Origin of the sequence: Coprococcus sp. AM14-16, assembly GCF_003434675.1 — a bacterium.
Classification (GTDB): domain Bacteria; phylum Bacillota; class Clostridia; order Lachnospirales; family Lachnospiraceae; genus Coprococcus; species Coprococcus aceti.
Genome location: NZ_QTLL01000002.1, coordinates 299,078 through 322,038, shown reverse-complemented (window position 1 = coordinate 322,038; position 22,961 = coordinate 299,078). Strand labels below are relative to the sequence as shown.

The following is a 22,961-nucleotide window of genomic DNA, read 5'->3' as shown; positions in this document are numbered from 1 at the left end:
AATAGACATACAGAAACAATTAATTGTAAGGGGGTTGGTATATATGATAGATTTCACAGACATAATCGGACATGAGGACATAATACGCCACTTCAAGAGCAGCATTGAGCTGGGTAAGATATCCCAGGGCTACATCATCAATGGCGAGACAGGAAGTGGAAAAAAGACCCTTACCAGGGCGTTGGTCAAGACTCTCCAGTGTGAGGAGGGCGGTACAGAGCCATGTAATCATTGTAAGTCATGTCTTCAGTGTGAGACGGGAAATCAGCCTGATATCGTGTGGGTGACCCACGACAAGCCAAATGTGATCTCGGTTGAAGAGATACGTGATCAGGTGAATTCTGATATTGATATCAAGCCTTATAGCAGCAGATATAAGATATATGTTATAGAGGATGCACAGCTTCTGAATGTGAATGCACAGAACGCTTTGTTAAAGACGATCGAGGAAGCTCCGTCCTATGCAATAATCATACTGCTCACCAACAATCTTGATAAGATGCTTCAGACTATACAGTCCAGATGTATAGTGCTGAATGTGAAGCCTGTCAGAGAACATGATATACTTGATTATCTCATGAACGAGCTCAAGCTGGACAAGCAGAAGGCTGACTTCTGTATGGATTTTGCCCAGGGCAATCTGGGAAAGGCCATCAGGCTTGCAACTAGTGATGAGTACAAGGAGATCAAGGAAAATGTGGTGAAGTTCATGAGACATATAAGTGATATGTCGGTTGATGACATGATATTTGCCATTAAGAATATGGAGCTGTACAAGCTCAAGGTAAGTGACTACATCGATCTGATGATGATGTGGTACAGGGACATTCTTATGCTCAAGGTGTCCAATAACCCGGGCCGGTTGATGTTCAAGGAGTATTATTCTGATATAAGAAAGCAGTCTTCACACATCAGCTATGAGGGTATAGAAAAGGTACTCAAGTCTATGGACAAGGCCAAGGTCAGACTTGAGGCGAATGTCAGCTTTGACATTGTCATGGAGCTTATGCTCCTAACCATGAAGGAGAATTGTTAATGAAAGAGATTATAGGAGTTCGTTTCAGACCAAACGGTAAGATATATTATTTTGATCCACAGAACTTTGAGGTCGAGGCCGGCAGTTTTGTCATTGTCGAGACCGCAAGGGGTGTGGAGTACGGCAAAGTGGTTCTGGGAAGACGAGAGGTAGAAGAGGGCAAGATAACGGCGTCACTCAAGCCAATCATAAGAATTGCCACAGAGGATGACACCAGAAGATACGAGGATAACAAGAAGAAGAGCAAGAGAGCATTTGGCATATGTCTTGAGAAGATCGCAAAGCATAAGCTGGACATGAAGCTCATCGAGGCTGAGTATACATTTGACAACAATAAGGTGCTGTTCTACTTCACAGCAGACAGGAGAATCGATTTCCGAGAGCTGGTAAAGGATCTTGCGTCGGTGTTCAAGACAAGAATAGAGCTCAGACAGATCGGTGTCCGCGATGAGACCAAGATGGTTGGCGGAATCGGCATATGTGGAAGGGAGCTCTGCTGTAACAAGCATTTGTCGGAGTTCGTTCCAGTATCAATCAAGATGGCAAAGGAGCAGAACCTGTCACTGAATCCTACTAAGATATCCGGTGTGTGCGGAAGACTTATGTGCTGTCTGAAGCATGAGCAGGACACTTACGAGTATCTGAATGAGAAGCTTCCGAATGTAGGAGATTTCGTCAGGACCATAGATGGCAATAAGGGCGAGGTAATGTCAGTGAACGTTCTCCGACAGAAGGTTAAGATCGTGGTGACAGACAAGGATGACAACAAGGAAGTTATGGAGTATCCTGTGGCTGAACTCAAGTTCAAGCCTAAGAGAAGAAAGAATTCAGAGAGACTCAGCGCTGAGGAGTACAAGGCACTTGAGGCATTGGAGGACAAGGGTGGAAAGTCCAAATTTGACGATTAAACCGGATGTGGTTATAAAACCTGATGAGAGGATAGATGATCTGCAGTGCAGAGGATATCAGATCATACAGAACAGCGGGATGTTCTGTTTTGGAATGGACGCTGTGCTGCTTGCAAATTATGTGCGATTTAAGAGGAAGGGCAGATATTTGGATCTCGGGACAGGAACAGGTATCATACCTATACTTCTTGCTGCAAAGGAATATGGAGAAGGGACTCTTACCCGGAAGGAGAGGCTGGCTGTTTTGGACGCTATTGACCGTAAGATAGCGTCTGATCATCCGGAAATAAAACGAGGATTGACGGATGCTAAGCCTGCTGATAATGCACGTTTTATAGGTATAGAACTCCAGACTGAATGCGCGGACATGGCGGCAAGGAGCGTGAGCCTCAATGGGCTTGACGGTTTAGTGCGAATAGATAACGGAGATATAAAGGAGGTCTCTTGTAACTACAAGAAGGCCTCCTTTGACATAGTGACCTCAAATCCGCCATACATAAAGGGCAGTCACGGTCTGGAGAATCCGGATGCTCCGAAGAACATAGCGAGACATGAGGTTCATGTGACATTGGATCAGGTGGTGGCTGCGGCAGAGTATGCCCTTAAACCCGGCGGAAGCTTTTATATGATACACAAGCCGTTCAGGCTGGCTGAGATATTTGAATGCCTGCATGAGCACAGGCTTGAGCCAAAGAGGATGCAGCTTGTACATCCATACATAGATAAGGAGCCAAACATGGTCATAGTGGAGGCCGTCAAGGGTGGCAACTCCATGATCAAGATCGATCCGCCTATGATAGTCTACAAAGCTCCGGGAGTGTACACGGAGCAGCTGCTTGCGACGTATGAAGGCAGTGCAAAGCGGTAACAGGCAACGGCTGCAGCATGAAAGTGAAAAATGTTGTAAACACCCTAATGTACATATTACAGATAGTGAGGTTTATATATGGCAGGCAAATTATATCTGGTGGCAACACCTATAGGCAATCTTGAGGATATGACATACAGGGCTGTCAGGGTTCTTTCCGAGGTGGATGTGATAGCGGCGGAGGATACAAGAAACAGTATCAAGCTGCTCAATCATTTCGAGATCAAGACTCCGATGACAAGCTATCATGAATACAACAAATACGATAAGGCAAAGGTTCTCGTTGAGAAAATGCAGCAGGGACAAAGCGTTGCAGTTATCACTGATGCCGGAACTCCGGGTATATCTGATCCCGGGGAGGAGCTTGTGAGACAGGCTCTTGCCGCAGGGCTTGAGGTTACACCGGTGCCGGGGGCGTGCGCATGCATATCGGCACTCATCAGCTCCGGACTTTCGACCAGAAGATTCGCATTTGAGGCGTTTCTTCCATATGACAAGAAGGACAGGACGAGGGTTCTCGAGGAGATGAAGCGTGAGACGAGGACAATGGTGATGTATGAGGCCCCTCACAAGCTGAAGAAAACTTTGGCGGAACTCATGGAGACACTCGGTGACAGGCATATAACACTTGCCAGAGAGATCACCAAGAAACATGAGACGATAGAACCAATGATGCTTTCACAGGCGATAGCCCGCTACGAGGAGGAAGATCCAAGAGGAGAATTCGTTATCGTGATAGAGGGGCTTGATGTGAAGAAACTTGAGGAGGAGAAGAAGAACTTGTTCGAGGCTATGTCCGTGGAGGAACATGTTCAGACGTACGTTGATCAGGGCATGTCCAAGAAAGATGCGATCAAGCAGGCGGCTGTTGACCGCGGAGTCCCTAAGAGGGATGTGTATAATGCTGTGATGAAATAGGAATAAGAGAATAGATAAAGGATCGACATCCAGCTCGAAGGAAGAGTAGGTTGAACACAAAAGATGGGGGCTTTTTTGCTTTTTAAAAGTCCCCTTTATTTCAGATTTATCTCCACCTTTAAAACCCAAGGTGTGCAATAAATGTTCCAATAGCATAACCTGTGCCATATATCATAAGTGCGATCAGGCCTATAATCATTATCCTTCTTATCAATATCTGGATTTTGGTTCCGTGATTCATCCAATTCTTGAAATCATTTCCGTTCGTTTTCATAAACAGCCTTGTCATCTCAGGATATGCCTTATCATTTTCCCATTTGGAAATCGATTGCCGGGACACATCTAAAACCTCTGCAAGCTCTTCCTGGGATAGATTATTTTTATTTCGCAATTCATACAATCGTTCTCCAAAAGTCATACCTTCTCCTCCGTGGCGCTGCCGATCAGATATCCCCATTTATATACACCCTCGGAACCCTCACCGATATGTTGCACACGATCACATCCACATTCGTGTCAAGCATATTTGCCATGTCCTCGATGGACATGCCCTCACCGAGAAGGGTTACAGTGTCGCCGCGCTGTACATCCGGGATGTCTGTGACGTCCGCCATGCACTGATCCATACATACGCGTCCGATGATCGGTGCCTCATGACCATTTATGATGACCTTGCCCTTGTTGGACAGGTAACGGCTATAGCCGTCCGCAAAACCTACCGGAAGTGTTGCGATCTTTGTAGGTCTTTCGGTAACAAACGTTCCGCCGTAGCCAACCTCGGATCCGGCAGGAACCTCCTTCACCATGGCAACGTATGTGTACCAGCTGAGGATCTCCTGAAGTCCTGAATTCTTCCAGTCAAAATCATCAGAAGGAGTGAGACCATAGAGGATATCACCGCATCTGACTGCGTCGAGCTGTGCCTCAGGCAGCATCAGTATGGCAGGGCTGTTGGCTACGTGGTGCTTTGGTATGACAACCCCCATCTTCTCAAGTTCATTTACGGCGTGGAGATATAGGTCAAGCTGCTTTCTTGCACTTGTGTGATCCCCCTCATCTGCCCTTGCAAAATGTGTAAATATACCTGTTACGTTCAGGTCCTCCATCTCGCAGATCTTCTTTATAGTGTCAAATGATTCCTGACATACCGGGAATCCTATTCGGTTCATACCGGTGTTCAGCTTTATCTGGACATTCTGTTTCTTGCCGGCTCTTCTTGCAGCGGCAGCCATGTTCTCAGCACCCTCCATTGAAAAGACAGTGAGATCAAGGTCGTACTTTGCGGCCTCGTCCAGCATGTCATCCGCTGTATCGCCGAGGATAAGGATAGGCTCTGTGGCACCTGCGTCCCTGAGCATCTTTCCCTCTTCCCAGATAGCGACGGCGTAGCTGTCTATGCCACACTCTTTAAGAGTCGGGTAAAGTCCTGCAATACCGTGGCGGTATCCATCGCCCTTCATGACAGCGATAAATTCAACACCCGGTTTCAGTCTTGATTTTATGTTGGCAATATTGCTCCTGAGCTTTGCCAGATCTATAACTGCTGCAGTTCTTCCTGCAAATGGTCTGTTATTCATAGTCATTCTCCTGTTTTACAACTGTCAAATTATAGTAACCATGTAATTATATTTTTATTTGTTGAATGAGTCAACATGTGTGTTATGATGTTGTCAAAAGCCACGCAGAATATATATTTTACAAAGCTTATGTTTATTTCTGTTTGGTGTCATGTTATTATACCTAAAAGGAAAAAACAAAGGAGGCGAAAAATATGGACAGTTGTGATAGTCATGGTCGAAGTACATATAACGATGAAACAGACCCGGATTATCTTCAGGTGTCTGTATAAGCGCTTTTTATATATGGTCTAAGTCTGTCCATCGTTAAAGAATGTCGCAACAAAGCAGTAGAGTTTGCGTAGCATTTGCTACGATGGTTTTTTATGCCCTTTTTAGGGAGAATGGAGGCTTAGAATGACGAAAGAGATATTAAAGGAATCAACATTTGCGCAGGATATCGTAACGATAATAAGAAGTGGTTATGACCGAGAACAGCTTGTTGACAGGCTGAAGGATTACCACGAGAAGGACATTGCACAGAGTCTGGAGCTGCTGACAAATGAGGAGAGAAAATCCCTGTATGACAGTCTTGATCCGGAATGGATATCCAACATTTTTTCATATATAGAGGAACCGGAGGAGTATATACAGGAGCTGGGTATAGGCAGGCTGGCAGAAGTCATAAATGAGATGGATTCGGACGACGCTGTCGATCTTCTGGAGGATGTGGATGAGAAAGTCAAGAATCAGCTGCGTCCGATACTTGACGAGGATCTGAAGGCGGATATCCGTCTCATAAATTCCTACGATGATGATGAGATAGGAAGTCTTATAACCAACAATTATATAAGCATATCGAGAAATCTGACCATACGTCAGGCCATGCACGAGCTTGTACAGCAGGCGGGAGAAAAAGACAATATATCAACACTCTACGTGGTTGACGACGAGGGAAGGTTCTGCGGCGCCATAGATCTGAAGGATCTCATAATTGCCAGAGAGCATGATGAGCTGGACGATATAATCATTGATTCCTATCCGTATCTGATAGATCATGAGAAGATATCGGAGTGCATAGAAGATATCAAAGATTATGCGGAGGATTCCCTCCCTGTGCTGAACGGCGAAAAAAAGATAATCGGTATCCTTACTGCACAGGATGTCATAGAGGCAGTGGACGATGAAATGGGTGATGACTATGCCAAGCTGGCAGGTCTGACTGCGGAGGAAGATCTGAAGGAGACAACATTTGAAAGCATGAAAAAGCGCATGCCGTGGCTCATCATACTGCTGTTTCTGGGCATGGGAGTGTCCACGGTTGTCGGAGCATTTGAAGGTGTGGTGGCGGTGTTGCCGATCGTCATGTGTTTTCAGTCTCTGATTCTGGATATGGCGGGCAATGTCGGCACGCAGTCCCTTGCGGTGACGATCCGTGTGCTCATGGATGAGAATCTGACAGGAAAGGAAAAAATGTCGCTCGTGGTCAAGGAGATGAGAGTTGGATTTGGAAACGGCCTGATCCTAGGAGCGTTGTCATTGATCTTCCTTGGGGTATATATCGGTGTGTTCAAAGGTTTCACTATGGGAAAAGCGTTCATGATATCTGGCTGTGTTGGTGTATCACTGCTAGTGGCAATGGTAATATCAAGTCTGGTTGGAACCCTTGTACCTATGTTCTTTCACAAGATCAAGGTTGATCCGGCAGTGGCATCCGGCCCGCTCATCACCACGGTAAATGATCTTGTGGCGGTTATCACATACTATGGACTTGCGTGGCTGCTGCTCATACAGTGCATGCAAATTGTATAGAGATATATAGCAGAAAATATTCGGGGCAGCACCACTTTATAACAGTAAAGTGGTGCTGCCCCGAATATTTGTTGTCATTGAAAGCTGTGGAGGGTATAATATCGAAATATAAGAGAATTTATAAATGACTTGGAAGGTAGTATTGTTATGAGAAAAGAATATGTTATGGGTAACGGGGCCATAGCCCTCGGTGCACTTGCGGCGGGTCTGAACCTTGTGGCGGGATATCCGGGAACCCCGTCTTCGGAGATACTGGAGACAGTAGCAAAATACCCGCACGACGGAGTCCATGTGGAGTGGTCGGTAAATGAGAAGGCGGCCATGGAGGTTGCCGCCAGTGCATCATACAGTGGAGCGAGAACGCTTGTGACCATGAAACAGGTGGGTCTAAACGTGGCATCGGATCCGCTTATGTCGCTGGCGTATGTCGGAATAAAGGGCGGAATGGTCATTGTGTCTGCGGATGATCCGGGACCGATATCGTCACAGACGGAGCAGGATACGAGGATGTTTGCAGACTTTTGCAGGATCCCGGTATTTGACCCGTCGACTCCTGAGGAGGCATATCAGATGATACAGGATGCATTTGACTACTCGGAGAAATACAAGACTCCGGTTCTGTTCAGACCGACAACCAGAGTGTGTCATGCATATGCATCCATAGAGGTAAAAGACGAGTGGAAGGCAAAGGAATATGAGGGATTTGTAAAGGATTCAAAGAAATGGGTTATATTCCCGAGATTGTCATTTGCCAATCATGCCATGATAGAAAAAAGAAATGTAGAGATTGGGGACGACTTCGGCAGCTACTCCATGAATACAGTGGAGGGATGCGGCAGCAAGGCGGTATTTGCTTCGGGAATCAGCTACTGCTATGCAAAGGAGACACTCAAGAACGTGCCTGATGTGAAGCTGGTCCGTATAGCAACCCCACATCCGTTCCCTGAACAGTTCGTGAAGAATGCGCTGGATGGGGTGACTGAGGTCATGTGCCTTGAGGAGCTAAGCCCATACATAGAGAATCAGATATTACGCCTTGCAGGCAAATACCATATGGATATAGATGTCAGAGGAAAGCAGACCGGTGATGTGCCGGCGAGCGGAGAGCTTTCTACCAACAAGGCTGCAGACATCCTGTGCGATTTTCTGGGACTTGAGAAGACTTCCCAGGTGGATGTGTCAGATGCACCGGAGCTTCCTGTGAGACCGCCTGTGCTGTGTGCGGGATGCCCTCACAGAGCGTCATTCTATGCGGTAAAGAAGGCGATGGCCGGCAGAAAGAGTTATTTCTGCGGAGATATCGGATGCTATACACTTGGAAATGCCATGCCGCTTGACATGGTTGACACCTGTCTGTGCATGGGTGCCGGAATCACCATGGCGCAGGGCTTCCACTGGGTGGATGAAGACGGCGTGTGCTTTGCATTTGTGGGAGATTCCACATTCTTCGCGTCTGGTATGACCGGCGTGGTAAATGCAGTGTACAATGATGCAAATATGATCCTGTGCGTGCTGGACAATTCGACCACAGCCATGACGGGACACCAGCCACATCCGGGAACAGGACGCAATATGATGGGCCAGTTCGTGGACAAGGTGAGTATACAGAAGGTTCTTGAAGGAATCGGAGTGAAGAAGATAGTCACTGTTGATCCGCTTGATCTTGAGGCGAGCGTGGCAGCAGTTAAGGAGTGTGCGGATATCAGAGGTGTCAAAGCGATCATTTTCAAGTCGCCATGTATAGCCATCACCAAGCCGTCTGGCAAGATGGAGATATTCGAAAAGTGTATACAGTGTAAGAAATGTATCAGAGAGATAGGCTGCCCTGCGATAATCCTGAAGGATGCTAAGGTGGCGATAGATGAAAGCCTGTGTACGGGATGCGGTCTTTGTTCACAGATCTGTCCGGTGGGGGCGATAGGAGGTGCTTGCAATGAATAAAGATATTCTGGTCTGCGGAGTAGGCGGACAGGGAACGGTTCTTGCGTCCAAGCTCATCGCATCGGCTTATATGGCAAAGGGCGAGACGGTACATTCGGCGGAGACCATAGGAATGGCGCAGAGAGGCGGAAGTGTCACGAGCCATGTGAGGATCGGTGAGGCGTATTCGCCACTCATAGCCCAGGGCGGTGCTGACATTATACTTGCGTTTGAGCCTGCAGAGGCGGTGCGCAATCTGGCTTATCTGAAAAAGGGAGGAATCGTCATCACCAACAACGTCCCGGTGAAACCGGCGACTGACTCGCTCATGAATTCAGGCTACGAGGCGCAGCCGATGCTTGACTACCTGAAGGATAAATGCGATTGTATAGTCATGGATGGCGCGGCGATAAGCCGTGAATTTGGTTCGGCAAAGTTCTACAACATAGCACTTCTTGGAGTTGCAGCAGCCAGCGGCAGACTTGGACTTGACGAGGCGGATATCATTTCAGCTATTGAGAATGGAGTGAATCCGAAGTTTGTAGAGGTGAACAAGAAAGTATTTGAATATGCGATGAAGATGTAGTTGGCGATGGGCTGACCGAAGGGAAAAAGGAGAGTAAAAATTATGAAGTTAAATGACACACAGCTCAGTCAGGTGGACGCTCAGATAAAGAGACTTGTAAAGACTGACAGCTATTATGGTAAGAAGTACAGAGAACTTGGTATAACAGATGTGACAAGTCAGGAGGCATTTGAGGAGCTTCCGTTTTCAAGCAAGGATGATCTGAGAAATGCTTATCCACTGGGAATACAGGCTGTTCCGGATGAGGAAGTGGTACGTATCCATTCATCTTCAGGAACAACAGGAAAGCCGGTTATCATACCTTATACAGCAAAGGATGTCGATGACTGGGCAACCATGTTCGCAAGATGCTACGAGACAGCAGGAGTGACAAAGAAAGACCGGGTACATATCACACCGGGATATGGTCTGTGGACAGCCGGAATAGGATTTCAGGCAGGCGCGGAGAAGCTTGGTGCCATGGTGATTCCTATGGGTCCTGGAAATACTGACAAACAGTTACAGATGATGATCGATCTTGAAAGTACAGTTCTCACAGCAACATCATCATACGCACTTCTTCTTGCCGAGGAGATAGATAAGAGAGGGCTTAAGGATAAGATACATTTGAAAAAGGGCGTATTTGGCTCAGAACGCTGGAGTGAGAAGAAGAGAAAGTATATAAAAGAGAAGCTTGGAATAGAGCTGTATGATATATATGGACTTACAGAGATCTATGGACCTGGTATCGGAATAAGCTGCGATGCCCAGAATGGAATGCACTATTGGGATGATTATGTTTATATAGAGATAATAGATCCGAAGACCGGAAAGACTCTCCCTGACGGAGAGGAGGGAGAGATAGTTATCACTACTCTGGTTAAGGAGGGGGCTCCGCTCATCCGTTTCAGGACACACGATATATCAAGGATCATTCCGGGTGAGTGTCCATGCGGAAGAAAGCATCCTAGACTGGATATCATCAAGGGCAGAAGTGATGATATGTTCAAGGTACACGGCGTAAATATGTTCCCAAGTCAGGTTGAGGAGCTGCTTGCACTTGTGGATGGAGTCCCAAGTGAGTACACCATAAATATAGCCCATGACGAGCCTGCCAATAAGGATATCATGCTGGTTACAGTTGAGGCCGAGGGACGTGTAGATTTTGAGCAGACAGGACGTCAGATCAGAGATCTGTTCAAGTCAAGGATCGGAGTTACACCGAAGATTACTGTTGTCCCTGTTGGAACGCTGCCTAGAAGTGAGAAGAAGACACAGCGTGTCATCGACCATCGTGAGCAGTGATATTTTTAGAAGGGATTTTATATTTATGAATTCAATCAATATAGCAGCTTGTATAGTTGCGTTTTTACTTGGGGTGGTGCTTTTCACTCTGGCAAATGAGATCATACTCAAGCTGCCTGACAACGAGAATATATTTAAGGGAAAGCCGAAGAGCTTTGAGAAGTTTTCTCCGAGATGTCTGTTCATACAGATCCTTGGTGGGGTGTTCGGAGTGCTTATGGTGTGGCAGTTTGATGTGAGCCTTGAGGCGGTTACGGTATTCCTGTTCTTTGGACTGCTGACTATCATCACATTCATAGACGCTGATACCATGGAGATACCATTTGTGCTGAATGTATGCATACTGGTGCTTGGAGTTATATCCATATTCACGAGAGGTGGATTTTCACTGACAGGCGGAGATCTCTCTCTTGTGAGCAGACTTATTGGAATGCTTTGCGTGAGTCTTCCTCTGTTCCTGATAGTGCTGGTTATACCGGATGGATTTGGCGGAGGAGATATCAAGCTCATGTTTGCCGCAGGATTCTTCCTTGGCTGGAAGGCAACCGTCATAGCATTCTTCATCGGACTTATCATTGGTGGATGCCAGGGCGTGATACTTCTTGCAAGGCGTAAGAAAGGCAAGGACGATCATTTCGCATTTGGCCCGGCGCTCAGCGTTGGCCTGATGATTGCGACATTTGTGGGATCACAGATGATGAACAGCTATATCAATATGATCAAGGCATCATTCTACGCGTAGAGTGATGAATCCATGAAAAAGAAATAGTGCTGGTGTATAAGTGATAAAAAACTTATACATCAGCACTATTTTTTATGATAGTATTCAAATGTAATTGCCTATTGTATATTTTCCATGTGAGGGATATACTGTAAAGAGCGTGCAATTTAACGCGTTAAAGCTTTTAATTGAGAAAGAAGAGCAATTATTAAGAGAGGTTAGGAGTTACGATTATGCCAATCACAGATTACTTAGAGAGAAATGCCAGAGAATATGGAAATGATGTCGCTCTGGTAGAGATAAATCCTGATGTGCAGGAGACGAGAAGGGTTACATGGAGGGAGTATGAGCTCATAGAGTCGAATCCTACATGCCAGTACAGAAGAGAGATCACATGGAGCGTGTTCAACGAGAAGGCAAACAGATTTGCCAATCTACTGGTATCACGCGGAATCCAGAAGGGAGACAAGGTAGGTATCCTCATGATGAACTGCCTTGAGTGGCTTCCAATATATTTCGGAGTATTGAAGACAGGAGCCATAGTGGTTCCGTTCAACTTCAGATACGATGCGGAGGAGATCAAATACTGTGTAGAGCTTGCAGATGTTGACGTGCTTGTATTTGGCCCTGAGTTCATCGGACGTATAGAGGCTGTCGTTGACGAGATAGCTGAGAAGAGAATCCTCTTCTATGTGGGCGGCAATTGTCCTACATTTGCAGAGGACTATGACAAGCTGACATCCAACTGCTCAAGTGTATTCGAGAAGAGGGACATCAAGGACAGTGATGATGCGGCTATATATTTCTCATCTGGAACAACAGGATTCCCAAAGGCTATTCTGCACAACCATGAGAGCCTGATGCATGCGGCAAAGGTCGAGAATGTACATCACGGACAGACAAAGGATGATGTGTTCCTGTGTATTCCGCCACTGTACCACACAGGTGCCAAGATGCACTGGTTTGGAAGTCTGATAGTGGGCGGAAAGGCAGTTCTGCTCAAGGGAGTAAGCGCCAAGACTATACTTCAGACGGTAAGCGACGAGAAGTGTACTATAGTATGGCTTCTGGTGCCATGGGCTCAGGATATACTGCTTGCCATAGAGAACGGCGATGTACATCTTGAAGATTATGAGCTGTCACAGTGGAGACTGATGCACATTGGAGCACAGCCGGTACCACAGAGTCTTATAAAGAAATGGAAAGAGATATTCCCTAACCATCAGTACGACACGAACTATGGTCTTTCAGAGTCCATCGGACCGGGCGCTGTACATTTGGGAGTTGAGAACATACATAAGGTCGGAGCTATAGGCGTGCCGGGTTATGGCTGGCAGGCGAAGATCGTGAACGAGGACGGAACAGAGGTCGAGCAGGGCGCAGTCGGCGAGCTTATCCTCAAGGGACCTGGTGTCATGACCTGCTACTACAAGAATCCGAAGGCGACAGAGGAGTGCCTGAAGGACGGCTGGCTGTACACAGGAGATATGGCTATGCAGGACGAAGATGGATTTATTTATCTTGTAGATAGAAAGAAAGATGTTATAATCAGTGGTGGAGAGAATATCTACCCTGTACAGATAGAGAACTTCCTCAGCAAATACGAGAAGATCAAGGACGTTGCGGTCATTGGTATCGCAGATGCCCGTCTCGGAGAGATCACAGCGGCGATCATAGAGGTAAAGGATGGCATGACCTGCACAGAGGAAGAGATCAACGAGTTCTGTAAAGAACTTCCAAGATACAAGAGACCAAGGAAGATCATATTTGAGCACGTTCCGAGAAATGCTACAGGTAAGATAGAAAAGCCACTTCTCCGTAAGATGCACAAGAGTGAGAACCTTGTTGCAGCGGAGAACAACGCATAATATGCAGGATACTTGCCATAATACAGCACAGAAAGGACAAAAAAGATGAAGACACCATTTATTACAAAGGCAAAGGCAGAGGAGATCATCAGGGAGATCCCTACACCGTTTCACATTTACGATGAAGAAGGAATCAGAGAGAATGCGCGAAAGCTTTATAAGGCGTTTTCATGGAATAAAGGATTCAAGGAGTATTTCGCTGTAAAGGCTACTCCAAACCCAACGATACTCAAGATCCTCAAGGAAGAGGGCTGCGGAACAGACTGTTCATCACTGACAGAGCTTATGATGTCAGACAAGATGGGATTTAAGGGCGATGAGATCATGTTCTCATCCAATGACACTCCTGCCGAAGAATTCGTGCTTGCGAAGAAGCTTAACGCAACCATCAATCTTGACGATTTCACACACATTGATTTCCTGGAGAAGTCAGCAGGAATTCCAGAGAAGATCTGCTGCAGATTCAACCCGGGCGGAAAGTTCTCCATATCAACCACCATCATGGACAACCCTGGTGATGCAAAGTATGGTATGACCAAGGATCAGATCATCGAGGCATACAAGATCCTCAAGGCAAAGGGCGTGAAGAGATTTGGAATGCATGCCTTCCTTGCCAGCAATACAGTGACAAATGAATATTATCCAACACTTGCAAAGATCCTGTTCGAGACAGCAGTTGAGATCAAGGAGAAGACAGGTGTAAAGCTTGACTTCATCAATCTTTCAGGCGGAGTAGGAATCCCATACACACCTGACAAGGAGCCAAATGACATCATGGTCATCGGCGAGGGTGTAAGAAAGGTATACGAGGAGGTTCTCGTACCTGCAGGAATGGGTGATGTTGCTATCTTCACAGAGCTTGGACGTTTCATGCTGGCACCTTATGGACACCTTGTTACAACAGCTATCCATGAGAAGCACACACACAAGGAGTACATCGGCGTAGACGCATGTGCAGTCAACCTCATGAGACCTGCCATGTACGGTGCATACCATCACATCACAGTCCTCGGCAAAGAGAATGAGCCGTGTGATCACAAGTATGATGTGACAGGTTCACTGTGTGAGAACAATGACAAGTTCGCTATAGACAGAATGCTTCCGAAAATCGACATGGGAGATATCCTTGTCATCCACGACACCGGAGCACATGGCTTTGCCATGGGCTACAACTACAACGGCAAGCTGAAGTCAGCAGAGGTTCTGCTCAGACCGGACGGCTCATTCAAACTCATCCGCCGTGCAGAGACACCTGAGGATTACTTCGCAACCATCAAGGATTTCTGGGATGTAGAGCTGTAACAGGCAGATCATAGATAAGCATAGAAAACCGGCAGTATATCAGTTGAAGCTCAACTGTATACTGCCGGTTTTCTAGGTGCATGAGCTGCGTTACACTGTCACCTCGAAGCAAATATAATTCTGTCCGGATATGGTTCGGTTATCCAGACATATCTTTCCCTCATATTCATCCACAAGTTTTTTCATGTTCGGAAGACCATATCCGTGATGCTGTTTGTCGATGGTCTTGGTTGTGTAGCCGTAGGTAAACATATTTCTTCTAAGATCAGAGCTCAACACAGGACCTTTGTTCATGGTACTTATGATGATCTGGTTCTGACTGCTGTCAAGAGACAGGGTGGCAGATCCCGGAACATCTACAGCCTCCAGAGCATTGTCTATTAATATTCCAAGTATACGTATGATCTCATATTCGGGCATACAGCTTTTCAACGTATGCTGTCTGACTATCACATTCAGAGTCTTTCCGTTCTTTTCAGCATTGATCATCTTGCTATATATAAAACCGGCGACAACAGACAGATTGATGCGAAGCAGCTCAGACTCACGGTATTCAGATACCATATTGTCCGAATAGTTTATCAGGGCATTTTTCAGAGACTCATAATCCCTATAGGTGTATGGAAGCATTCTGACTGCCATCAGATGGTTATCAAAGTCGTGCTGTTTGCTTCGCAGATCCTTTATCAGATCAGCCATCATAGGCTGATAGGTTTTAAAGCATTCCAGGTCGTGCTGCTGCTTTCCTATGGTTCGCTGCTGTCCCAGAATGATGATATCCGAGAGAATGACCACAACCGCAAAGCATGATATCACAGGTATATACACCGAGGTGTCGATGGTGCTGAATTTGTACAGCCCAGTCTCAATCATATACACAACGTACAAATGAATAGACAGGAATTTGATAATTCCACTGCCGCCCATGAAGGTTTGGAACACACGGTTCATAGGCGCATATCTGCACAGAGCCACTGAGATCAGAAATGAAAATACAGCACAGGAAATGGACAGGTATATCTCATTGTTCACACCCAGACGTGTCATACCCATGATGATAATGTCCTCAAGAAAAGCCGCATACAGATATTCAAGAATATACGCCATCAATACATAAAAATATCTGGTCTTCATAATATACAACAGCATGAGATAGGACAGCAGGCATAATGCCAGCCATCCAAATGCATTTGGGAAAATTAAGGAAACTGCATTCCCGAGTATAAGGTAAGCAGCCATTCCAATAATTGGGTGGCGCATATCCCGGAATTTTCTTCCGATGAGGGCAGATATAAAAATAACATCCTTCATTGTTTCCAATGTAAAGCATAGGAGATCAATTATAGAATTCGGCATTTCAAATACTCCTTATCATTGCTAAGCCTGTTCAACGTGTTTGTGCGCAGTTGTGGAAGCCTTAAGTCTGTGACCAAACTCTGTGGCATATTTGCGGCCAACCGGTATCCATTGATAGTCCGGTGTGTCAAGCGATACCATGGCGGTAACCTTGTCGTAGGTATCCACATGATGAAGGTTTACGATAAAGCTCTTGTGGCAGCGCGCAAAATACGATGGAAGAGAGTCCGCAAATACAGAGAGTCGTGTTCCTGTGGATATAAATAGTCCGGTGGTTGTGTGGACATGCATGTTTCGCAGCTCGGATTTAATGTATAGTATATTGTCTGGTCTGATCCTGGCAAGTACACCATCTCTGTCGGTAAGCTCTATTGGTTCCTCCCTGATCAGAGAAAGGTTCAGAAGCTTGGAGACAGATTCTATCAGATCCTGCTGTGAGTAGGGCTTGACCAGATAATCGTAGCAGTTGGTCTTGTGGATCGCTCTGGGAGCTTCGTTTACAAGAGCTGTCACGTACAAAATAGGAGTTGTCTGATAACGCGGATTCCTCCGCAATTGTTCTCCCAGCGTTATTCCGTCCTTATCCGGGTCGGCGCCAAGCTGTATATCCAGCAGAAAAAGCTGGATGCTGTGCGAATCTGCCAGAGCCAGAGCAGCATCATAGCAGGCGGCCTTCAGACATTCTATGTCGGGGAAGGTTTCTTCTATTATTTCCGCCAGACCATTTAATTGTGCCACATTGTCTTCAACTACCAAAGCTCTCATTGTAAAAGACTCCTTCCTTCTATGTGTTGTATTTTAAACCATTACTTCAAAACGCACCAGAGTATCATCCAGAAGATAATCGTTTTCCAGATATATTTTTCCATTATATTTAAATACCAGACGCCTGAGATTGTAAAGACCAAGACCGTGCTTCTGACGATCACAGGTCTTGGTGGTATAGCCTGCCGTGAAAAGCTTTGCTCTGATCTCGGGTGTTAGCAGAGGACCCCTGTTCAGAGTGGTGATGATGATCCTGCCGTCACGGCTATCCAGGTGCAGAGTCATACTATCGTGCTCAGATATGGCCTCCAGTGCATTGTCGATGAGTATTCCCAGAACCCTGACCAGCTCATATTCAGGCATCCGGCTCTCGAGCAGATAGCTGTGAACGACAATATTCAGCTTTTTGTGCGCCTTTTCTGCCTGCTTTTGTTTGCTGTATATAAACCCGGCGATCACGAACATGTTGATTTTCAGAAGCTCGGTGGTTCTGTATTCGGATATAACCTCATCTGAACTGCTGATAAGAGCCTCCTTTAATGAACTGTAGTCGGTGTGCGTATATGGAAGCATTCGAATACCGGTCAATATATTGTCAAAGTCATGCTGCTTTCCCGTGACGTCCTCAATCAGATCATCCATCATAGGCTGATAGATGTTGTAATTTGCCAGATCGTGCTGCTGCTTGCTGATGATCTGTTGCTGGCTGAGGATTACTATGTCGGTGATGAGTACTATCACGGTGAAAAATGAGATGAGGGGGATATATATGATTGTGTTAAATGTGCTGTATTTACGCAGTCCCAGCTCAAGCATGATTATCAGAAAAACATGTATTACAAGGTACTTGGATAAAAATTTGCCATTAATCAACTGAGAGTAGAAGCTATGGAATGGAAGTAGCCTGCATATAGCACAAGCAATAGAAAAAGTAATCAGGGAGCCTGCGATGGAGGAGGCTATCTGATTATTAAAATTCACTCTGTAAAATAACAGAATTATAGAATTTTGAATAAGAAGGATAAAAGTGTGTGATATGACGAAGGCAATTAGAGAATTAAATATAGTCGTATTTAAGATAAAAAGAGTCGTTAAATAGGCTAGTGAACATAAGATGATCCACCCAAGCGCACCTGGAAACAGGGATGAAAAAAAGGTTCCCAAACAAAAGTATAAAATTGCACTTATCACAGGATGTCGCATTTCTTTTATATGTACTCCGGCAATGGATGAGAGCAAGATGAGATCATATAAAATTTCAATAATATAACAAAAAGAGTCTACGATATGATGTATCATGGCAACCTCCATAAAGATAATATATTTGAAACATTATACAAAGCCAATTTATACCGCGTCAATTGTCGTTTATGACATGATAGATACCGTTCATGACAAATTAAGTAAAATATATTGCAATCTAAGTAGTTGTATGATAAAAGAAAAGTGGAGGTGGTCGAATAGATAATCTAAACAACAAGCTGGGAATATTATTAACACAGATCCTGCTGGGCAGAAAATACAGAAGCGATGAGGATCGTGGTATAGCAGGTGTGCTGATAATTGGAGCGGTGAGTCTTGGGGTGAAATCTTACAATAACTATATTGTATGGATATGGTTGTTGCAGATAATTAATAGGAGAGACAAAAGGTTATGAAGAAGTCAATGAAAACAAAGCTTGCGATGTTTGCTGTCGCAGGCGCAATGGCGGTGTCAGGAACAGTGGGAATTGCAGCACCGGCTAAGGCTGAGAATGTACATACAAATAATGCAGGTACAGTGGTTACATGCAAAGAATCATATTCTAATACAGATAACGAGCTGTTTACTTTTAGCAACAATAACAGCGGATATGGTTATAGTTCGTACAGACGTAAATATAATAAGACAAAGGTTTATGTATATCCAACAGTAGGACCAAAGCTCAGTTACACAGTAATGGGCTCGCATTCATCAAAAGGGACAAACCCAATAGTAAAATCTGATACGCATATTATTCCGCTTGGAATTGAGGCGAGTATCACAAACATGGTAAACGAAAAAGGCTATGCCTATGCAGGCTTGAGGATGCACAGGACAGTCAAAGCACAGACTGATTCAAAGGGCTGGTGGAGTCCGGATTCCACAAGAAATTACACTATTTATGACTGATTAAAGCAGTGACATAAGACGGATGGCAAAGGCAGAGTTGGGAGGAGTAGAAGTGAAGAAGAAAAGATATCTTGTGATGACAGTGGCAGCAGTGCTGATCATGGCAGCAGTGGCAGCTTCGGCGTATGTGCTCCAGAAAAAACGGGAAACCCCAGAGGACAGAGCGTTAAGGAAGTCGTCTGAGGCGGCATCTGAAGAGACAGACAGCGAAGCTTCGGGAAACAAGACCGGAGAGAAAATAAGTGAAAAAGAAGGTGTGGGTGATAACGTGCTGATGTCAGGAGCGGTGAAGATAGAGCTGCTGTCGGCTGATGTATACACAGGTGACGAGATAACAACAGAGGATAAATATCCGGTTGAATATTTTCGCAGTGAGACTCTGCCGGAGCCTGAGTCGGAGGAGGAGATAACAGACTGGGATGCTCTGTATGAGGAGGCTCCGGGATACAAGGAATTTCAGGAGTCGGCAGGGGATGCGTATACTCCTGAGGAGTGTGAGGAGATAACTGCACAGTATCAGGATGTGATAGATAAGCATACGCAGACTGTGGTAAAGACCAATAAGCTGTATTTTATTAAGTGCAGACTGACGAATACCGGGGATGCGGTTGTGAAGAATGTGTTCCCATACGACATTGTGGAGAGGATTCCCGGTGAGAGTGAGGTTTCGTTCGTAGAAGGAATGGTATACTTTGACAAATCAGTCCACACAGAGGGCGATGACAGAGCCAGTTGGTACTATCTATACAGACTGGAAGGACACGAGACAATGGAATGTACGATTGGACTTGTTGTGCCACAGGAGCCGGAGGATGGCGTGAAATATTATTATGGACAGGTGATCACAGGATATTTTACGTACAATCCGGCGGATCTTCCGGATTTTGTGGATCTGGATGCACTCCCAAAGCCGGAAGCGGATGACAAGCCATGAGGTGGGAATCAGATTTTGTGGAGGTATATGCATGAGGAGAGGTGTTCTGATGGCATTGGGTGTTGTGAGCTTGTGTGCAGTCACCTTGTGGTGCGGAAGAATATACAGCGTTAACAGGGCGTACAGTGATGACACCAGAGTTGTAGAAGCGGCTGAGAATGTATCGGTGGATGGATTGCTTATAAAATGCAGGGAGACCCGCATATACAGTATAGATGAGTATAAAGCACGTTTTAATGTGGACAGTGTGGATGTGCTGAGCCCGGAGGATCGGTTTATCTGTACACGCCTGAATGTAGATAATACAACTGAAGAACCGATCGATTGGGATACTGTGATGGCGGCGACTGAGTGTGGCTTTGAGTCACAGACATGGTGCAGTTCGGTGAATTTGTATTCTGGCCGGGAACTGAATACGTTTACAAGTAATGATCTGGAGCCCGGAATGAATCAGGATATATGGTATGTGACAAGTCTGGCGCGGGTGTCATTTAGCAGGGATACGTGGGATAACCTGGAGCGGGAGAGCTTCTATTATGTACTCACCCTTGAACCTGATAAGCTGATGATCAGACTGGATATTGAATGAAGTGGTGTTGAGATATGAGAGTATTAAGATTTGAAATGACCAGAGCGTTCAGAAATAAGTGGCTTGCAGTAAGCATAGCTCTGGGAACGTTGATTGGGCTGGCGGACATATGGCTTAATGTCAGCCAGTATGGATTTAACAGAGGCAGGGCTTTGATCCAGACATGGATCGGGACAGACTATCAGTTTGCATACAACAGCTTGTTTTACGTACTGCTGCCACTGATTGCGTGTTTTCCGTATGCGGGGTCGTGTTATCAGGATCAAAAAACCGGATATGAAAGCAGTATATGTATTAAGACGTCCCGCTTAAGCTATATGATTGCAAAGGAAGCGGCTGTGGCGGCTTCGGGAGCGGCAGCCGTGGCGTGCCCGCTGCTCATAGCCATGTTCATTGCTGCGGGGATATATCCGGATAAAAGACCGGAAAAACTGACATTTTTGTATGCAGGAATTATAGACTGCCACATGTTCCCGAGAATATTTGCAGAGCATCCTGTGTGCTATGCGTTGCTGTTTACGCTGCTCGATGCAGTGTTTGGAGGGATAACAGGTCTTGTGGCTATGTGCTTTGCGAGGTGGTGCGGGAGCAGATTTTCAACGATAATGGCTCCGTTCGCATTGTATGTATTTACCGGTGTGATGTTTGAGGGACGTGGGATTGGAACCTGGTCAGCCATGCAGATGGTCAATCCACTGCAGAATGTGGTTACATACAGGTACCAGATGGTGACGATGTATGCTGCGGTGAGTGCAGCGGCACTCGTTCTTATATACATATGGCACAGAAGAAGGGATATTCTATGAAAGAAGGAAATACAGATAAAAAAGGAATGTATGTGGTGGACAGATATGAGGTGATGCGGAAATGAGGACTCTGAGACTTCTCGGAAGAGATATGGAAAATGGAATATTAAGGAGATGTGTTCTTTTTATACTGCCGTTACTGTTTGCGGTGTCGCAGACACGTGAGCTCCACGCATATCTTATCGAGCTTGCAGATGGGAATATCCTGTTGACCAACGGAACATTTGCGGACTATCTTCTGTTTGCGATGAAGGGGATGGAGGTGTATTACTTTGATCCAAGGAGCGTATTTTACATACCGATATACTGGTTTGCGTTCCAGATAGGCCTGGCCTATTTCCTGGCATATTATTCCAGTGATGATTTTGCCGCAAATGCGAGAGTGGTGTGCCTTGCGTCCGGAAGCAGAAGAAGCTGGTGGGTCAGCAAGCTCATATACTGTACGGTGGCTGTGGTAATGTATTTTGCTGTATGTGTGCTGACGATATATTTAATGGCGGCGGCATATGGGGCAGATATGACCATGGATATGACGGCGGCGCTGACAACACGGCTGTATCCTCCGCAGACATACAATCTTAGTGCCGCAGATCTGCTTCTGATAACATTATTTATACCGATGCTGGTAACGCTGGGGATAAGCCAGCTTCAGGTACTGGCGGGTTTTATAATCACGCCGGTCATCAGCTTTGCAGCGGTGTGTGGAGTGTATGTTCTGTCGGCATACTATACTGTATGGTATCTGTCGGGAAATTATACGATGTGGCAGAGAGTGTCATATGTAGTGGCAGATGGGGTTAATCCCATGAGTGGAGTGGTGCTTGCGGCTGGTATGCTGATCACTGCATTTGCAGGAGGAATCGTGTATTTTGATAATAAGGATATAATCTGATAGGAGAATACATATGAGCGAGATAAGGATAGAAAATCTGAATAAGAAGATAAAGGGTTCAGTTATACTTAATGATATCAGTCTGACCATGACTCCGGGCAGGATATATGGACTCCGTGGAAAGAATGGCTGTGGCAAGACAATGCTTATGAGAGCTATATGTGGTCTGCTCATACCTGATGGAGGACACATATATATAGATGATGAAGAGCTCCACAGGGACATAAAGTTTCCACGGAGTATAGGTGCTCTGATAGAGAATCCGTCATTTCTGCCTCAGTACACAGGCTTCAGGAACCTCAGGCTTCTGGCAAAGCTCATGGGAGGGATCAGTGATGACGATGTCAGATATGCCATAGAGAGGACAGGTCTTGATCCGGATGATAAGAGGGTATACAGAAAGTATTCCCTTGGAATGAAGCAGAAGCTTGGCATAGCAAATGCAATCATGGGAGAGCCGGATGTCATAGTGCTGGATGAACCTATCAACGCACTTGATGAAGAGTCTGTAGATAACATAAAGAAGGAGCTGCTGAAGCTGCGTGATGGAGGAAGTCTTATAATCACTGCCTGCCACGACAGGGAGGAGCTGGAATATCTGTGCGATGAGATATATGAGATGAAAGATGGAAGGATAGTACAATAAATGAACATAAAAAAACATCTGCTGCGAACTCCTGTATACCTG

At 45.6% G+C, this 22,961-nt stretch carries 22 protein-coding genes; 17 read left to right on the top strand and 5 right to left on the bottom strand.

Annotated elements, in window-relative coordinates; translation table 11 throughout:
• Window positions 1-43: 43 nt before the first annotated feature.
• The 4 genes from DW159_RS07590 (at window position 44) to rsmI (ending at window position 3,730) form a co-directional block, all read left to right on the top strand.
• Window positions 44-1,036, top strand: a complete 993-nt coding sequence (locus tag DW159_RS07590) for a DNA polymerase III subunit (RefSeq protein WP_015534369.1) — start codon at window positions 44-46, stop codon at window positions 1,034-1,036.
• A complete protein-coding gene (locus DW159_RS07585) occupies window positions 1,036-1,944 on the top strand; it encodes a PSP1 domain-containing protein (protein ID WP_015534368.1) in 909 nt (302 codons plus the stop codon). The genes DW159_RS07590 and DW159_RS07585 overlap by 1 nt, the downstream gene beginning before the upstream one ends.
• Complete coding sequence (locus DW159_RS07580; protein ID WP_117549828.1) at window positions 1,919-2,812, top strand: tRNA1(Val) (adenine(37)-N6)-methyltransferase; 894 nt, start codon at window positions 1,919-1,921, stop codon at window positions 2,810-2,812. The genes DW159_RS07585 and DW159_RS07580 overlap by 26 nt, the downstream gene beginning before the upstream one ends.
• Before the next feature lie 78 nt (window positions 2,813-2,890).
• A complete protein-coding gene (gene rsmI / locus DW159_RS07575; protein ID WP_117549826.1) occupies window positions 2,891-3,730 on the top strand; it encodes a 16S rRNA (cytidine(1402)-2'-O)-methyltransferase in 840 nt (279 codons plus the stop codon).
• A 118-nt stretch (window positions 3,731-3,848) separates the two neighbouring features.
• Here rsmI and DW159_RS07570 read toward each other — a convergent pair whose 3' ends face one another.
• Window positions 3,849-4,148, bottom strand: a complete 300-nt coding sequence (locus DW159_RS07570) for a helix-turn-helix transcriptional regulator (protein WP_117549823.1) — start codon at window positions 4,146-4,148, stop codon at window positions 3,849-3,851.
• A 25-nt stretch (window positions 4,149-4,173) separates the two neighbouring features.
• Window positions 4,174-5,307: an alanine racemase gene (alr, locus tag DW159_RS07565; protein WP_117549821.1), complete on the bottom strand. Its 1,134-nt coding sequence runs from the start codon at window positions 5,305-5,307 to the stop codon at window positions 4,174-4,176.
• A 396-nt stretch (window positions 5,308-5,703) separates the two neighbouring features.
• Here alr and mgtE point away from each other — a divergent pair, with 396 nt between their 5' ends.
• From mgtE to DW159_RS07530, 7 genes are all read left to right on the top strand, one after another.
• Window positions 5,704-7,098 carry a magnesium transporter gene (gene mgtE / locus DW159_RS07560; protein WP_022217442.1) on the top strand — a complete coding sequence of 465 codons (1,395 nt, stop codon included), beginning with the start codon at window positions 5,704-5,706 and terminating at the stop codon, window positions 7,096-7,098.
• A 147-nt stretch (window positions 7,099-7,245) separates the two neighbouring features.
• Window positions 7,246-9,039 carry an indolepyruvate ferredoxin oxidoreductase subunit alpha gene (gene iorA / locus DW159_RS07555; RefSeq protein ID WP_187115857.1) on the top strand — a complete coding sequence of 598 codons (1,794 nt, stop codon included), beginning with the start codon at window positions 7,246-7,248 and terminating at the stop codon, window positions 9,037-9,039.
• Window positions 9,032-9,604, top strand: a complete 573-nt coding sequence (locus tag DW159_RS07550) for an indolepyruvate oxidoreductase subunit beta (RefSeq protein WP_055222410.1) — start codon at window positions 9,032-9,034, stop codon at window positions 9,602-9,604. Before iorA ends, DW159_RS07550 begins: the two co-directional genes overlap by 8 nt.
• Window positions 9,605-9,646: 42 nt before the next feature.
• Entirely contained in the window at window positions 9,647-10,888 is a 1,242-nt protein-coding gene (locus DW159_RS07545; RefSeq protein ID WP_004852568.1) for a phenylacetate--CoA ligase family protein, read from the top strand.
• A gap of 25 nt (window positions 10,889-10,913) precedes the next feature.
• Window positions 10,914-11,630 carry a prepilin peptidase gene (locus tag DW159_RS07540; protein WP_117549819.1) on the top strand — a complete coding sequence of 239 codons (717 nt, stop codon included), beginning with the start codon at window positions 10,914-10,916 and terminating at the stop codon, window positions 11,628-11,630.
• Between the two features lie 212 nt (window positions 11,631-11,842).
• Window positions 11,843-13,477: a class I adenylate-forming enzyme family protein gene (locus DW159_RS07535; RefSeq protein WP_015534358.1), complete on the top strand. Its 1,635-nt coding sequence runs from the start codon at window positions 11,843-11,845 to the stop codon at window positions 13,475-13,477.
• Between the two features lie 45 nt (window positions 13,478-13,522).
• Entirely contained in the window at window positions 13,523-14,779 is a 1,257-nt protein-coding gene (locus DW159_RS07530) for a diaminopimelate decarboxylase (protein ID WP_117549817.1), read from the top strand.
• A 90-nt stretch (window positions 14,780-14,869) separates the two neighbouring features.
• Here the strand turns inward: DW159_RS07530 and DW159_RS07525 are convergent, their stop codons facing one another.
• Genes DW159_RS07525 through DW159_RS13615 form a run of 3 tightly spaced genes read right to left on the bottom strand, consistent with a single transcriptional unit; the run spans window position 14,870 to window position 17,716 of the window.
• Window positions 14,870-16,135 (bottom strand): sensor histidine kinase, encoded by a 1,266-nt coding sequence (locus tag DW159_RS07525; RefSeq protein WP_117549815.1) that lies wholly within the window; start codon window positions 16,133-16,135, stop codon window positions 14,870-14,872.
• A gap of 21 nt (window positions 16,136-16,156) precedes the next feature.
• Complete coding sequence (locus DW159_RS07520) at window positions 16,157-16,900, bottom strand: LytR/AlgR family response regulator transcription factor (protein WP_117549813.1); 744 nt, start codon at window positions 16,898-16,900, stop codon at window positions 16,157-16,159.
• 33 nt (window positions 16,901-16,933) lie between these two features.
• Window positions 16,934-17,716 carry a sensor histidine kinase gene (locus DW159_RS13615; RefSeq protein ID WP_158547592.1) on the bottom strand — a complete coding sequence of 261 codons (783 nt, stop codon included), beginning with the start codon at window positions 17,714-17,716 and terminating at the stop codon, window positions 16,934-16,936.
• Window positions 17,717-18,554: 838 nt separating this feature from the next.
• Here DW159_RS13615 and DW159_RS07510 point away from each other — a divergent pair.
• From DW159_RS07510 to DW159_RS07485, 6 genes are all read left to right on the top strand, one after another.
• Window positions 18,555-19,052 (top strand): hypothetical protein, encoded by a 498-nt coding sequence (locus DW159_RS07510; protein WP_117549809.1) that lies wholly within the window; start codon window positions 18,555-18,557, stop codon window positions 19,050-19,052.
• A gap of 52 nt (window positions 19,053-19,104) precedes the next feature.
• Complete coding sequence (locus DW159_RS07505) at window positions 19,105-19,986, top strand: hypothetical protein (protein WP_238051178.1); 882 nt, start codon at window positions 19,105-19,107, stop codon at window positions 19,984-19,986.
• 31 nt (window positions 19,987-20,017) lie between these two features.
• Entirely contained in the window at window positions 20,018-20,575 is a 558-nt protein-coding gene (locus tag DW159_RS07500; RefSeq protein WP_117549807.1) for a hypothetical protein, read from the top strand.
• Window positions 20,576-20,589: 14 nt separating this feature from the next.
• Window positions 20,590-21,381: a hypothetical protein gene (locus DW159_RS07495; protein ID WP_055271978.1), complete on the top strand. Its 792-nt coding sequence runs from the start codon at window positions 20,590-20,592 to the stop codon at window positions 21,379-21,381.
• 61 nt (window positions 21,382-21,442) lie between these two features.
• Window positions 21,443-22,273 (top strand): hypothetical protein, encoded by an 831-nt coding sequence (locus DW159_RS07490; RefSeq protein WP_117549805.1) that lies wholly within the window; start codon window positions 21,443-21,445, stop codon window positions 22,271-22,273.
• Window positions 22,274-22,286: 13 nt separating this feature from the next.
• Window positions 22,287-22,919, top strand: a complete 633-nt coding sequence (locus DW159_RS07485; protein WP_055146125.1) for an ABC transporter ATP-binding protein — start codon at window positions 22,287-22,289, stop codon at window positions 22,917-22,919.
• Window positions 22,920-22,961: the final 42 nt, after the last annotated feature.

What these genes read in the sequence shown, in the direction of transcription:
- DW159_RS07570 (WP_117549823.1), bottom strand. Translation starts at nt 4,148, where the DNA reads ATGACTTTTGGAGAACGATTGTATGAATTGCGAAATAAAAATAATCTA.
- DW159_RS07495 (WP_055271978.1), top strand. Translation starts at nt 20,590, where the DNA reads ATGAGAGTATTAAGATTTGAAATGACCAGAGCGTTCAGAAATAAGTGG.
- DW159_RS07530 (WP_117549817.1), top strand. Translation starts at nt 13,523, where the DNA reads ATGAAGACACCATTTATTACAAAGGCAAAGGCAGAGGAGATCATCAGG.
- DW159_RS07545 (WP_004852568.1), top strand. Translation starts at nt 9,647, where the DNA reads ATGAAGTTAAATGACACACAGCTCAGTCAGGTGGACGCTCAGATAAAG.
- mgtE (WP_022217442.1), top strand. Translation starts at nt 5,704, where the DNA reads ATGACGAAAGAGATATTAAAGGAATCAACATTTGCGCAGGATATCGTA.
- DW159_RS07535 (WP_015534358.1), top strand. Translation starts at nt 11,843, where the DNA reads ATGCCAATCACAGATTACTTAGAGAGAAATGCCAGAGAATATGGAAAT.
- DW159_RS07550 (WP_055222410.1), top strand. Translation starts at nt 9,032, where the DNA reads ATGAATAAAGATATTCTGGTCTGCGGAGTAGGCGGACAGGGAACGGTT.
- iorA (WP_187115857.1), top strand. Translation starts at nt 7,246, where the DNA reads ATGAGAAAAGAATATGTTATGGGTAACGGGGCCATAGCCCTCGGTGCA.
- DW159_RS07520 (WP_117549813.1), bottom strand. Translation starts at nt 16,900, where the DNA reads ATGAGAGCTTTGGTAGTTGAAGACAATGTGGCACAATTAAATGGTCTG.
- DW159_RS07525 (WP_117549815.1), bottom strand. Translation starts at nt 16,135, where the DNA reads ATGCCGAATTCTATAATTGATCTCCTATGCTTTACATTGGAAACAATG.
- DW159_RS13615 (WP_158547592.1), bottom strand. Translation starts at nt 17,716, where the DNA reads ATGCTTGAGCTGGGACTGCGTAAATACAGCACATTTAACACAATCATA.
- DW159_RS07490 (WP_117549805.1), top strand. Translation starts at nt 21,443, where the DNA reads ATGAGGACTCTGAGACTTCTCGGAAGAGATATGGAAAATGGAATATTA.
- DW159_RS07585 (WP_015534368.1), top strand. Translation starts at nt 1,036, where the DNA reads ATGAAAGAGATTATAGGAGTTCGTTTCAGACCAAACGGTAAGATATAT.
- DW159_RS07510 (WP_117549809.1), top strand. Translation starts at nt 18,555, where the DNA reads ATGAAGAAGTCAATGAAAACAAAGCTTGCGATGTTTGCTGTCGCAGGC.
- alr (WP_117549821.1), bottom strand. Translation starts at nt 5,307, where the DNA reads ATGAATAACAGACCATTTGCAGGAAGAACTGCAGCAGTTATAGATCTG.
- DW159_RS07500 (WP_117549807.1), top strand. Translation starts at nt 20,018, where the DNA reads ATGAGGAGAGGTGTTCTGATGGCATTGGGTGTTGTGAGCTTGTGTGCA.
- DW159_RS07590 (WP_015534369.1), top strand. Translation starts at nt 44, where the DNA reads ATGATAGATTTCACAGACATAATCGGACATGAGGACATAATACGCCAC.
- DW159_RS07485 (WP_055146125.1), top strand. Translation starts at nt 22,287, where the DNA reads ATGAGCGAGATAAGGATAGAAAATCTGAATAAGAAGATAAAGGGTTCA.
- rsmI (WP_117549826.1), top strand. Translation starts at nt 2,891, where the DNA reads ATGGCAGGCAAATTATATCTGGTGGCAACACCTATAGGCAATCTTGAG.
- DW159_RS07540 (WP_117549819.1), top strand. Translation starts at nt 10,914, where the DNA reads ATGAATTCAATCAATATAGCAGCTTGTATAGTTGCGTTTTTACTTGGG.